9 protein-coding genes are annotated in these 12,883 nt (G+C 73.6%); 5 read left to right on the top strand and 4 right to left on the bottom strand.

Going from position 1 to position 12,883, the window contains the following annotated elements; genetic code table 11:
* The first annotated feature begins 45 nt into the window (after nt 1-45).
* Nucleotides 46-1,755, top strand: coding sequence for a vWA domain-containing protein (locus ACF9IK_RS02805; RefSeq protein WP_395298454.1), 1,710 nt, complete (start codon nt 46-48; stop codon nt 1,753-1,755).
* Between the two features lie 49 nt (nt 1,756-1,804).
* Here the strand turns inward: ACF9IK_RS02805 and ACF9IK_RS02800 are convergent, their stop codons facing one another.
* Nucleotides 1,805-2,728 (bottom strand): ATP-grasp domain-containing protein, encoded by a 924-nt coding sequence (locus ACF9IK_RS02800; protein ID WP_395292632.1) that lies wholly within the window; start codon nt 2,726-2,728, stop codon nt 1,805-1,807.
* 585 nt (nt 2,729-3,313) lie between these two features.
* Complete coding sequence (locus ACF9IK_RS02795; RefSeq protein WP_395292631.1) at nt 3,314-3,967, bottom strand: DUF1326 domain-containing protein; 654 nt, start codon at nt 3,965-3,967, stop codon at nt 3,314-3,316.
* A gap of 284 nt (nt 3,968-4,251) precedes the next feature.
* Here ACF9IK_RS02795 and ACF9IK_RS02790 point away from each other — a divergent pair, with 284 nt between their 5' ends.
* Both ACF9IK_RS02790 and ACF9IK_RS02785 read left to right on the top strand, forming a co-directional pair.
* Complete coding sequence (locus ACF9IK_RS02790) at nt 4,252-5,073, top strand: DUF2182 domain-containing protein (RefSeq protein ID WP_395292630.1); 822 nt, start codon at nt 4,252-4,254, stop codon at nt 5,071-5,073.
* Nucleotides 5,074-5,265: 192 nt separating this feature from the next.
* The gene (locus ACF9IK_RS02785; protein ID WP_395292629.1) at nt 5,266-7,770 is read left to right on the top strand and encodes a DUF6185 family protein; all 2,505 of its coding nucleotides are present in this window, start codon (nt 5,266-5,268) and stop codon (nt 7,768-7,770) included.
* Between the two features lie 90 nt (nt 7,771-7,860).
* Here the strand turns inward: ACF9IK_RS02785 and ACF9IK_RS02780 are convergent, their stop codons facing one another.
* Both ACF9IK_RS02780 and ACF9IK_RS02775 read right to left on the bottom strand, forming a co-directional pair.
* On the bottom strand, nt 7,861-9,666 hold the full coding sequence (locus tag ACF9IK_RS02780; protein WP_395292628.1) for a SpoIIE family protein phosphatase: 1,806 nt from the start codon (nt 9,664-9,666) through the stop codon (nt 7,861-7,863).
* A gap of 150 nt (nt 9,667-9,816) precedes the next feature.
* Nucleotides 9,817-10,299, bottom strand: coding sequence for a MarR family winged helix-turn-helix transcriptional regulator (locus tag ACF9IK_RS02775; protein ID WP_395292627.1), 483 nt, complete (start codon nt 10,297-10,299; stop codon nt 9,817-9,819).
* Nucleotides 10,300-10,411: 112 nt separating this feature from the next.
* Between ACF9IK_RS02775 and ACF9IK_RS02770 the strand changes: the two genes are divergently transcribed.
* Both ACF9IK_RS02770 and ACF9IK_RS02765 read left to right on the top strand, forming a co-directional pair.
* On the top strand, nt 10,412-11,257 hold the full coding sequence (locus ACF9IK_RS02770) for an SDR family oxidoreductase (RefSeq protein ID WP_395292626.1): 846 nt from the start codon (nt 10,412-10,414) through the stop codon (nt 11,255-11,257).
* A gap of 145 nt (nt 11,258-11,402) precedes the next feature.
* A complete protein-coding gene (locus ACF9IK_RS02765; RefSeq protein WP_395292625.1) occupies nt 11,403-12,614 on the top strand; it encodes an ROK family transcriptional regulator in 1,212 nt (403 codons plus the stop codon).
* The last annotated feature ends 269 nt before the right edge of the window (nt 12,615-12,883 follow it).

Raw genomic sequence — 12,883 nt, 5'->3', positions numbered from 1 at the left:
GTCCGCCCCGACCCGGCCGCAGAGGCGTACGCGGACGGCCTGGCGATGCTGCGCGGAAACCACGCCCTCGCCTCGATCGACGCCCGGTTCTGCCGCGACCCCGACTGCGCCCTGACGCCCGAGGACGGTTGGGCCGTGGTCGACTCGGCCGGCTACGTGCACGTCAACGTCCGCCGCCGGGCCGAACCCGCCGAGTGGGCCTGGGTGTTGGCGCACTGCCTGCTGCACCTGGGCTTCGGCCACGTGCCCGCCGCCGGTACTCCGCGCAAGGCCGGCGACGCGTACGAACTGGCCGCCCGCTGCGCGGTGGTCAACCGCTTCCTGTCCTCCTTCGCGATCGGCCGGGCCCCCTTCGCACTGCCGCCGGTGGTGAGCGGCGACGAGGAGGAGCTGGCCGCCCGCTGGCGCCGGGACGGTCTGCCCCGGATCCCCGGCACCGCCGGGCGCGGCAGCGACCAGGCGCTGGCCTCCCAGCACCCGCACTGGGCGCCCGAGGACTGGACGGTCGGCTTCGCCGCCGCGCTCACCCGCACCATGTCCGCCGCGATGGACGTGGCCGGCGGGCGCCGCGAGGAGGTGACCGGCGACCGGCTCCCGGAACGGCCGTGGACCCGCGCGCTCAACTGGTTCATCTCGTCCTACCCGCTGCTCGGCGGCATCGCGGCCGGCATGACGCTGGTCGCCGACGCCGAACTCGCCCGTGCTCAGGGCATCTCGGTCGCCGCGGTCAACGCCGAGGCCGGAGAGATCTACCTCAATCCGCTGCGCCACCACAGCGACGAGGAATGGCGGTTCATCCTGGGCCACGAGATGCTGCACGCCGCGCTCAAGCACTCCGGACGCTGCGGCGCCCGCGACCCGTACCTGTTCAACGTGGCCGCCGACTACGTGGTCAACGGCTGGCTGGTCGAGATGGGTGTCGGCGAGATGCCCGAAGGACTCCTTCACGACCCGCAGTTGAAGGGCCTGTCGACGGAGGAGGTCTACGACCGGATCGTCCGTGACCGGCGCCGGCTGCGCCGACTGGCCACTCTGGCGGGGAAGGGCCGGCCGGACGTCCTGGGCGAACCGCTGGGGGCGCCGCGCGACTACGTCGACCTGGACGACTTCTATCGACGCGGACTGCAGCAGGGATTCGAGCTGCACCGGCGCGAACGAGGCCTGCTCCCGGCCGGGTTGGTGGAGGAGATCCGGGCGCTGGCCCATCCGCCACTGCCCTGGGACGCGCAGCTGGCCCGCTGGTTCGACGAGTTCGTCCCATCGCCGATGGCCGTGCGGAGCTATTCCCGGCCCTCCCGGCGGCAGGCCTCCACCCCGGACGTCCCGCGCGCCGGACGGTACTTCCCGCCCGAGGAGGTGGCCCGTTGCACCTTCGGTGTCGTCCTCGACACCTCGGGCTCGATGAGCCGCACCCTGCTCGGCAAGGCGCTCGGCGCGATCGCGTCGTACGCCGCGGCCCGGGACGTCCCGGCGGCCCGGGTGGTGTACTGCGACGCCGCGCCGCACGACGCAGGGTTCGTGCCCGTGGACGACATCGCCGGACGGGTCCGGGTGCGCGGGCGCGGCGGCACCGTGCTGCAGCCCGGCGTCGACCTGCTGGAGCGGGCCGAGGATTTCCCGTCCGGCGCACCGGTCCTGGTGATCACCGACGGCGAGTGCGACGTGCTTCGGGTGCGGCGGGACCACGCGTACCTGGTCCCGCAGGGCGCCGGGCTGCCGTTCACGCCGCGCGGGCCGGTGTTCCGGATGCGCTGACCCGCCCGGCCGGCCGGTGCCGACCGGACGGCGGGCCGGCGCGCGGGGGTCAGACGGCGGACACCGCGGCGGCGAGGTCGAGGTGGGCCCGTACGTAGGGCATGGCCAGTCCCTCCAGCGCACCGGTCGCGCCGAAGGCGGGGTGGACGTTGATCTCGAAGACGACCCCGCCGCTCTCGGCGGCCAGGTCGAGGCCGGCGTAGGGCAGGCCGACGGCCTCCGCGGCTGCGGCGGCCAGCTCGTGGAGGTGGCCGGGAAGGACGCCGGGGGACAGCGGGGTGGAGGTGGCGCCCTGGGCGACGTTGCACGGCGCGTCGGAGTCCGGCTGGATGTGCTCGGCCACCCAGATCACCCGTCCATGCAGCACCACGACCCGGTACTGGTGGCGCAGGCCGTCGGGGTTGTAGTTGCGGGCGTCACTGGTCAGCAGCCAGCGCTGCCCCTCGGCCGCGTAGCGCCGGGCCGCCTGCCGGAGCACGGCCTCGTCGGTGACGTGGAAGACGTCCTGGCCGCCCATCCCCGACACCGGGCGCGCCCACACGTCGCCGCCCAGCTCGGTGAAGGCGTCCAGCACCGTAGCCTCCCCGGCGTCGGGCGGGAGGCAGAGCGAGGGCATCTGCGCGACGCCGGCCGCCGCGAACACCTTCACCATCGTCTCCTTGTCGCTGGCGGTCCGCCAGGCGCCGGAGCCGGTGCCGAGGCACGGCACCGAGGAGCGGGCCAGCACGTCCTGGAGCGGCTCCAGCGCTGGGCGGCCCGCCGGCGGTATCTCGTAGACGACGACGGCGGCCGGGGCCACCACCCGCACGCCGCCGGCTTCGAGGACCAGCCGGTCCGCCACGATCTCCGCCCGGCCGGGACCGCACGGGGTGAAGTCCCGCGCGTCCAGGCATATCGGCTCGGAACCGGTCAGACGGAGCACGGCCTGGGCCAGCGCCGCCCGGCTTCCCTCGGTCTCGCCCTGATCGGTCATCAGCACTACTGCATCCGTCAGCACGCGCACATCAAACCGGCTCGACCACGATTGGACAACACGCCCTCGGTCCCCGCGGAGGCGGGCGGGGCCGGGCACGGTCGCGACGGTAAGGGCTGCGCCGGGCGGGGCGGGCCGCCGTGGGCCGGGCCGGTGCCGGGGGCGGAGGCGAACAGGTGCTCACGTACCCGTGCGCCGCCCGGCCATCGGGCCGGGCGGCGCACGGGTAACGACTCGGACAGGAGCACAGGACGAGTCCGGCTGACACCGGGGCGAGACCCTCGCCACACGGCGGGAGGCCCCGGGGCGGCTGCGGGCAGCCCGTTCGCCCGGCTCCTCCGGTCCTTCCTGCTCGGGCAGGGCGAGCTCGCCCCGGTGACCCGCGAGGTGCTGCGCGAGGCCGAGCGCGACCGTTCGCGCCGCCCCCGCCTCCACGTGGGGGTAGGACGCACCTCCCGAGGATCGGCCCGGGGCGGACGGCGATCGTCGCCGATTCGCGCCCCCCGGCCGGTCACTCGGGGCTTCACCCGGCCCGGTCACCCGGCCCGCTCGCCTTCCGGCATCGAGGGGCGCGGCGGCGCTCCCTCAGCCGGGACCGGACCAGTCGAAGGTGATGGTCTTGCTGGATCGACCCGCCCGGTTCCAGGTGAAGCCGAAGGCGTCGACCTGGTCCGTCGTGGCCCGGCCCCAGGTCGCGAGCTGTCCGGGGCCGGTCTCGCAGCCGGGCAGCCCGGTGGACTGCACCCGCGTCCCGTCCGGAGTGGTCGGGCCGGTCAGCGCCTCGGCGCGGGCCTCGATCCGACCGGGGACGGCGGCCCGCCAGGTGGCGCGGTCGTCGGCGATCTCGACCTCGATGGGGGCGACGTCCATGCCCCGCATCTCCGGCCCGAGCATGGTGACCAGCTGCGCGGGCCAGCTGCCGGCCTGCCCGCCGAAGATCATCTGGAGGGCGCCCAGCTGCCCCTCGTCCGCGCGCTCGTCGAGGAACACGGCGGCGTACGCGTCCGAGTGCTCGGCCCACACGTTGCCGACGAAGGAGCCCAGCATCAGTACGTTGAGGCCGTCCAACTGTACCTCGCCGTAGTGGCCCTCGCGGATGTGCCAGACCAGGACCCCGTCGCAGTCACCGTAGGTCGGTGGCTGAGCGAACGAGCACGGGCACGGAATGTTGCACTTGCACACATCGAACCAGTCGCCCGCAACCCGCCACGCAGGAACGATCGTCGCCGCCTCGGACATCGCGCGCACTCCTCACCGACCCGCTCCGGCGCAGCCGGGAAACGGGGCCCTGGCGGCCCCGGCAGGCCGGGGGGCCTCGGCCCGACGAGCGCGTCCGTCCGGCCGTGCCCGGTATCCGGTGGCGGGTCATCGCCTTCCCTCCCTCCATCCTGCGCTCTCTTCGGGGGAGGACCAAGGGATCCCGGCCGCCGTCTGCGGCGGCGACAGGTCGCGCACGGGCACCGCGGGGTGTTCCCGGGACCGGTTTCGTGCTGTGCTGGAGGGGGGGTCGGCTGGAGAGAACCATGTACACCGTTCAACGTCCCATCGCCAACGGCCGCCCGCTGCGGGACGGCGTCCTGCTGCCGACCCGGGACCTCGCGGTCGCCTGGTCACTGATCGTCCTGATCGCCGCGCTGGCCTGGGTGCTCACCGTGGGCCAGGCGCTGGACATGGGAGTCGAACCCGGCACCATGGGGATGGCGCTGCCCGCGTTCCTGCTGCTCTGGGTCGCCATGATGGCGGCCATGATGCTGCCGTCGGTCGCCCCCGTCGCGGTGACCTGGGCGAAGGGGATCGCCAGGCAGTCCGGCGGCTCCACGCGCGCGCTGCGCACCACGGAGTTCCTCGCCGGCTACCTGGTCGTGTGGGCGGCCTTCGGCCTGCTCGCGTACGGTGGGCTGGCGCTCACCGGCCGTGCGGTGGAGCGGGACCCGGAGACGGGGACGTGGATCGCCGTGACCGCCTTCGCGCTGGCCGGGCTGTACCAGCTGGGCCCGCTCAAGAACATCTGCCTGCGGCACTGCCGCAGTCCGATGGCGCAGCTGATGCGCTACGCGGCCTACCGCCCACCGGTCCGTGACCTCCGGGTGGGCCTGCACCACGGCGGGTACTGCCTGGGCTGCTGCTGGGCGCTGATGGTGGTCCTGATTCCGTTGGGGGCCATGAACATCGCGGCGATGGCCGGGCTCGCGGTGCTGATCTTCCTGGAGAAGCTCTGGTACCGGGGGCCGCAGCTCGCCCGCGTCATGGGCGTGGCGTTCCTGGTCCTCGCAGCACTCGCGCCCTTCCAGGACTGGCTGCTGCCTGGGCTGCAGCCGTCGGACGGCATGATGGCGCCGATGTGAGGCGCGCACCGTGTGCTGCCGACCCGGCACCGTGATCGCTTCGGCCGGACGCCGCCTTGCGGGTGATCTCTGCGGCCCGGCCGGCCGGTCGAGGTGGTGACCCCCGCCCCGGCCGGTGCAGACTTCGCTCCGAATCCTGTCTGGTTCGTGCAGGATCTGAACTCGCGCAAGATCTGAACGGGGGGGCGAGTCATGTCGAGGTTCGTGAAGTGCCTCTCCGTGCGGGCGTGCGGATGCCTGGCGATTCTCGTCGCACTCCTGTCCCTCGGGTCCGCTCGACCGGCCGCGGCGGCCCACGAGGACCTGTGCGACGCCCGGTCTCTGGCGACGGCCAACGTCACCGCTTCGCTCGCCTTGGACCATCGGGACCTGACGTACGTACGAGCCCGCTCGACGATGACGATCGACGTCCCCCAGGAGTGGAAGTATGCCGCCGACCTGAAGCTGAGCGTGGCCTCGGACGAGTATCGGCGAGCGATGCGGTGCCTCATCCGGCAGGAGGGGGAGTTCGACGCGACCCGCTACGACGAGTGGATTCCGCGCCGCCCGAGGGTCACGGCATCCGGGCGTACGACCACCGTCTACTACGAGGCGTACTCGTGGCTCGACAGAGGTGACTACTACTACGTCGGGCCTTGGAGGGTCGAGACGCTCGGGGCGCACTGGGGAGTGACTCTTGAGCGGCCCAGCGCCCTCCGGTCGGCGTGGTGGAAGCGCGTCGAGGTGGACCCCAACGGCATCGACGTGACGCGGCTTCGTGTCGCCCCGTCCGAGAGCGATTCCGAAACCCTCGCGTGGGTCACCCCCGCCGGATCGCAGGCTCCCGCGGTCGAGTTGTACCTGCTGCCACCGTGGCAGCAGAAGCTGGCAGCGGGTGCCGGCGATTCACCGTGGCGGCAGCTCAGCACTACCGGGGGTCTGGCGTGGTGGCTGGGCGTTTCACTGCTCGCAGTGATCGCGGCGAGGCGAGCAACTCTTGAGCCCACCTCGCCGGCGGGCAGATCGGCCAGTCGCACGCTGCTGCACTGGGGTGGTATCAGCGCCGCCGTCGCCGTCCTGCTCTACCTGGTGTCGGGGCTGACCCTGCGTGAATTGGCTGATGGCAGGGATGACTCCCTCCTGTGTCTCGGAGCCGGGTGGGCACTGGTGCTTCTGGCCAGGCCGGGGGGTCGGACGGGGCTGGCGGTCTCGTCGGTCGGCGCCGGGGCTCTTCTGACGGTCGGCGCGCCACAGCTGTTCGGCCTGCCGCCGGATCTCTTCTCCGGATCGGCCGTGATCGGCGGACGCGCCCTCCTGGCCATCACACTCGTCGGGACAGTCGCACTCTGGATGTGGCTCGTGGGAATTGCGGCCTGGGTCTCGCGGACGCTGCGGAACCGCTCCGGCACGGCCGCTGGCATCCCGCCGGCTCGTTGGGTGCCGGGGTTACTCGCCGTGTCCGTACTTGTCGTCGGCTGCTACGTGTGGGCGACGGAGCGCGATTGGCAGCGCGCATCCTGGCTCCACGAGAAGCTCAGTCCGTCCTACGGTCCGGATCACCTCCAGGCCTTGGGGCGGGACCTCGACTGGCTGCCCCGCTTGGTCCCGTCATGGGCCTACTTCAACTGGGCGTGGGCGCTTACCGGGCTTGCCATCGCCGTCGTCCTGAAGTCCCGCCCGAGCGAGTCTCCGACCTGGTTGGAGCCGGGGAGGCGTGAGAGCATCCTGATCGCGCTGTTCTTCTCCACGGTCGTTGCGCTCGGGCTGGGGTGGTATGCGGGAAGCGATCTTCTCGTCTCCATGTGGCTGGTGCTCAACATCGCCGTCATCAAACTTCTCCTGGCGGTCGGTCGGCGCTACGCGGTGCTTTACCAGGAGCTGGGGGACCGTGTTCGGCTCGGTTCGAGGCTTCGAAAGAGTGACCGGGATGGCGTCATGGACCTCGCGCGGCGCTATCGAGAGCTTCATTCTCGGTTGCACCAAGCGGATCGGGGTAGTTCTGGAGAGCCCGGAAAGAGCAGGAACGACCTTGAAGGTGAGCTTCAGGAGCTGCCGTGGTTGCGTTCCGGTCGCGCCGGAAGTGCCGTGTTCCCTCCACAGGTGACGCCCGTTGACGTTGCCCTGAGCTTCGGCCCGCACGACTCCTGGTGGGAGAACGGTAGCCGTGCCGCATCCCTGGCGGGCATCGTCGGAATCCCCGCCACCTGCGTCATGTTGTGGGAGGACTTCATCAAGGGGGACGCGTGGGTGACGACCCTCTACACCTATCTCGGCCTGCCGGGCATCGTCACATCGTTTCTCGCATGGGAGGTGACGTGGGCCGGGGCGGGGTTCACCCTGGGTGTTCTCTGGCGGCTCCTTCCCGGACGCCGGGGACCGGCCAGGGCGCTCTGCCTGGGAATCGCGTTCGCGCTGCCCGTCGCGATCGACATCCTGGTCCGACACCTGCTGGACCAGCCGCTGGGGAACACCGCCGTGGCGGCATCGCTGATGCTCTTCGTGCTGACGCTGACCAGCCTGCAGATGGACATCGACACGTTCCACAGTGAGCGGCAGTACTGGCCGACCCGCGTGGGCCTGTTGTTCTCGCTCTACCAGATGCGCGCCTTCTCGGTCCAGGTCGCCTATCTGGTGGCACAGATCGTCGCCATGCTGACGATCTGGCAGTTCTTCAGCAGCGGCGCCGGTCACCCTCCCAGCGGTTCGGAGAATCCCTGACCGGCGCGGTCCCGCATGGAGTGCCCGGTGAGCGATCGCGCGGGCCTGACGGAGCGAGCCGGCCTCGCGCCTCCCGGAGCCCCGGGCCGGTCAGCGGAGGACGCCGCGTGGGGGCGCGCCCTCCGGGCGGGGGCGCGGGCGGGCGGCGAGGACGGCGATGTCGTCCTCGGCCCCCGGCGCGGACGGGCCGGCCGGGGCGAGGGCGTGCAGCACGGCGTCGAGCAGGTCGTCCAGTTCGCCCTCCGCGGGGAGCCGGAGGGCGGCGAGGCGTTCGAGCGAGACGTCGATGTCCTCGTCGCGCCGCTCCACCAGCCCGTCGGTGTACATCAGGAGCGTTTCACCGACGCTCAGGTCGACTGCCGTCTGCTCGTAGCCGCCGAGTCCGGTGCCGAGCGGCGGACCGGTGGGGATCTTCAGCAGCTCGGTGGGCCGGCCGGGGGCGATCAGAGCGGGCGGCAGGTGGCCGGCGCTGGAGAGCGTCCACCGGCCGCGGCCCGGGTCGGCGAGGGCGAGCAGGCAGGTCGCCGGGCGGGCCGACTCGTTGGCCGCGATGACGGTGTCGAGCTGCCGCAGGATCCGGTGCGGCGGCAGGTCCATGCCCGCCACGTCGCGCAGGGTGGAGCGGTAGGTGCTCATGTCGACCGCCGCCTCGACGCCGTGCCCCATCACGTCGCCCATCACCAGCAGCGTCCGCCCGAACGGCAGCCGCACCGTCTCGTACCAGTCGCCGCCCACCACCGAGCTGGTGCCGGAGGGCAGGTAGCGGGAGGCCAGGTCGAGGTTCTGGTGCGGGCTGCCGGGCTCGCTGAGCAGCGCGCGCTGCAGCTCCAGCGCGATGCCCTGGGAGCGGGCGAAGCGGCGGGCGTTGTCGAGGCTGGTGGCGGCGCGGCCGGCCAGGTCGCCGATCAGCACGGCCTCGTCCGGGCTGAAGCCGGGGGAGGCGGCGGTGCGGGCGAGCGTCAGCAGCCCGATCAGCTGGCCGCGCGCGATCAGCGGCACGGCCAGCAGCGAGGTCACCCCCGTCGCCCGGTACGCCGCCAGGCTCGCCGGATCGGGGGCGGACTCGGCGAGGTCGTCGCCCCGGAGCCCGTCGGCCAGCACCGCCGTGCCGGAAGCCAGGCTGCGGCCGGCGGCCGAGCCCTCCCGGTGGCGCACGGACTGGCCCGGCCCGGCCAGCTCGGCGACCGCGTCGCGCAGTCCCTCGGCGTACTCGACCGCGGTGCGGTGCAGCCGGGTGCGCAGCGGGCGCCCGGCGCGGACGGGTGCGTCGGGCGGCAGGACGTCGACGGTGGCCAGGTCGGCCAGTCCGGGCACGGCGAAGGCGGCGAGCTCCGCGCAGGTGGTGTCGACGTCCAGGGTGGTGCCGATCCGCTCGGCGGCCGCGTCCAGCAGCGCCAGCCTGGCGCGGGCCCGGGTGAGCTCGTGCCGCAGGTCGTCCGCGGGTTCGGGGTCTTCCAGGACGGCGACCACGATGCCGGTGGTCCGCCCGCCGGTCACGAGCGCCCGGTAGCGCAGCCGCAGGCCGGGCGGCACCGGCGCGCCCGGTGTCTCCGGGTCGCCGGTCAGCTGCTCGCGCTCGCGGCCGTCGGTCAGGACCCGGCGCAGTGTCCCGGCCGTCCCGGCGAAGGCGGTCTCGTCGACCGGGTGGCCGAGGAGGTCGGCGGGGCGCAGGCCGGTGGCGGTGGTGAACGCCGCGTTGAGGTACTGCCAGCGGAGCTGCTCGTCCACCAGCGCCATGCCGACCGGAGCCGTCGCGAGCACGTCACGGAAGAGATCGGGGCGGTCGCCGGCCGGGGCGCCACCGCCCCCGACGAGCGCCGCCGCCGCCGCACGGGCCCGACTCATCGGGCCTGCGGCGGTGGCGCGCTCTCCTCCGTTGCCGTGCCGGAACCGCATAGCTCCATGATCACGCGCTGCGGCGCGGCACGCCCAGGGGCTGGTGAAACTTTGACCGACCGGTTGCCGTGTTGTAGCCCGCCGTCGCGGGCGCGGTGCGGCGCGGGCGCGCGCATGGGTGCGAATGCGCGGGGCGGTCGTGGGGCGGGTTCAGCCCGTGGCGGTCGGGCCCTCCTGGGGTCGAGGCTGCTTGAGCTTGGCCCAGACGGCCTCCAGGGCGGCGATGTCGGCCTCGTCCAGCCGGTCGTCGAACGCCTCGGCGAGGGCGGCGCGTCGGGTGGCGTCGGCCTCGGCGAAGGCCCGGCGGCCCTCCGCGGTGAGGGTGATCCGTACCGAGCGGGCGTCGGTGGGGGAGGGGGCGCGCTCGACCAGGCCGCGGGCGCGGAGCGCGTCGACCACCCGGGAGACCTGGCTGCGACTGAGCAGCGTCTTGGCGCCGAGGTCGGAGGCGGCCACCGGTTCGTCCTGGCCGTTCAGCCAGAGCATCACCTCGAACCAGGACAGTGGCAGGTCGTGTGCCCTGCTGAGGGCCTGGTCGACCAGGGCGCTGAGCGTGGTGCCAGCCCAGACCAGGCCGTAGAACGCGTGGTCGCGGGTGCTCAGCTCGCCCAGGGTGAGATCGGTGCGCGCCATGCCGAGCACTCTACCTGTTTGCGTGTGCGTGCACGCATTGCTTATGGTGTGTGTGCACGCACATGGTGTGTGTGCACACACGTAAGTCCTCGCCCAAATCCCGGGAGCACCCATGGCCACCACCCGTGTCGTCCTGATCACCGGCACCTCCTCCGGCATCGGCCTCGCGGCCGCCGTGGCCGCCGCCCGCGCCGGCCACCACGTCGTCGCCACCATGCGCGACACCGGCCGCGCCGACGCCCTGCGCGCGGCCGCCGCCGAGGCCGGCGTCGCCGAGCGGGTGGAGGTCGCCCGGCTGGACGTCACCGACACCGCCTCCGTCACCGAGTGCCTGGACGCCGTGCTGGCCCGCCACGGCCGGCTCGACGCCGTGGTCAACAACGCCGGTGCCGGCTACGTCGGCACCGTCGAACAGGACGGCCTGGACCCGGTCCGCGCCACGATGGAGGTCAACTTCTTCGGCGTGGTCGACGTGACCCGGGCGGCGCTGCCGCACCTGCGCGCGAGCGGCGGCCGGGTGATCACCGTCACCAGCGTCGGCGGCGTCGTCGGCCAGCCCTTCAACGAGGCCTACTGCGCCGCCAAGTTCGCCGTCGAGGGCTTCATGGAGTCGCTCGCCCCGGTCGCCGCGAGCGTCGGCGTCCACGTCGGCGTCGTCGAACCGGGCGCGGTGGCCAGCGAGTTCATCGGCAACCAGGGCATCGACCTCCCCGCGCTGCTCGATGCCGCCGGCCCGTACGCGCCCGCCCTCAAGGCCTACGTCGACCGCACGCTCGCCGCCTTCGGTCAGGCGCAGACCCCGCAGGAGGCCGCCGAGCCGATCGTGGAGGCCCTCACCGCCGAGCACCCGCCGTTCCGCGTCCAGACCTCCGACCGCGCCCGCGCCTTCGTCGGCACCAAGCTCGCCGACCTCGACGGCTCGGTCGTCCAGCACCTCACCGGATCCTGGGTCGCCTGACGCCTGAGACCGACGGCTTGCAGCTGCCGGCCGCCGCCGGGGCACCGCGCCCGCCTGCCGGATTGACGAGCGGTCATACTGGGCGGTGCCCAGGGCGGCGCCGACGGGGGCGCCCCGCGCAGCGCCCGAGACCGGAGGACACCCGATGAGCCGCCACCTGCCGACCGCAGTTCCGCCGGGCGCGTCACCGGCGCAGCCGTGGAACCGGCAGCGGCTGCGCAGCAACAACGAGTGGTTGCTGCTCGAACTGCTGCGCACCGGTGGCCCCTCCTCGCGAGCCCAGCTCGCCCGGGACACCGGGCTCTCCAAGCCCACGGTCTCCGCCGCGCTGGCCGCGCTGGAGCAGGCCGGGCTGGTCCGGGAAGCGGGCCGGTTCGTCCCCGAACGCGGGCGCACGGCCGTGCTCTACGAGCCGGACCCGACCGCCGGACACGTGCTCGGAGTCGACATCGGCCGGGCCCGGCTGCGGGTGGCCGTCGCCGACCTCACCGGGCGGATCGTCGCCCGCCGGGACGTCCCCAACAAGGGCCGCTCGGCCAACGCCGTCGCCGACTCCGTGGTCGCCGCGGCCCGGGAGACCACCGCCGAGGCGGGCCTGGCAGCCCGTGAGATCGTCCACGCCGTGATCGGCACGCCCGGGGTCTGGGACGAGGAGCGGCGCGGCGTCCGCTACGCCACCAGCCTGCCGGGCTGGGGCAGACGCGGGCTGTTCGACCGGATCGCGGCGGGTCTGGAGACGGAGATCACCGTCGGCAACGACGCCAACCTCGCCGCGCACGGCGAGTTCACCCTGGGCGCGGGCCGGGGCAGCCGGATGTTCGCCTACCTGCTGGTCGGCACCGGCCTCGGCGTCGGCGTGGTCAAGGACGGCGAACTGCTCTCGGGCGCCCACGGCGCGGCGGGCGAGGTCGGCATCGTCCCGCTGCCCGCCCGGCCGGACGGCGAACCGGGCGGCACGCTCGAACAGGCGGTCGCGGCCGACGCGGTGGTCCGCACCGCGCTGGAGCTCGGCATGCGCGGCCCGCTGACGGCGAAGCAGGTCTTCGAGGCCGCCCGCGCCGGCGACCCGCTCGCCGCCGAGGCCGTTCAGCGCGCCGCCGAACAGCTCGCCTATGCGGTCGCGGTCCTGTCGGCCGTCCTGGACCCGGATCTGGTCGTCCTCGGTGGGGGCATCGGCAACAGCGCGGACCTCCTGCTGGAGCCGCTGGAGCGGGCCCTGCACCGCCTCACCCCGCTGCGGCCGAAGCTGGCCCCGAGCGAGCTGGGCGAGGAGGTCGTCCTGCTCGGTGCCGTCGCGACGGCGCTGGACATCGCCCGTCCCGAGGTCTTCGAACGCCGCGGCGCCCCGGTGAACTGAGCGGTCCTGCGGACCGAGCTGCCCCGGGTGAACCGCCGTTCCCGGTGAACCGCCGTTCCCGGTGCGGCCGGTGGCGACGATCTTCCCGTCGGCCTGCACCGCCGACCCGGGGGCGTCGTCGGCGGCGTCCTCACAGGTGCTCCGCGCACCCGAAGCGTCGGCATCCTGCGCCCGCCGGCCGCGGGATTCCCCCGTGGACTGAGGGTCGGCGTCGGTCGGACCCGCCGCCGATGGGTGCGGCGGACGGGGCGGGGCGGGCGACCCGGCCG

It is taken from the genome of Kitasatospora hibisci, from assembly GCF_043950205.1.
Classification (GTDB): Bacteria; Actinomycetota; Actinomycetes; order Streptomycetales; family Streptomycetaceae; genus Kitasatospora; species Kitasatospora hibisci.
Note: the sequence above shows the minus strand (reverse complement) of the source record. Positions and strands in the feature narration are given on the sequence as shown.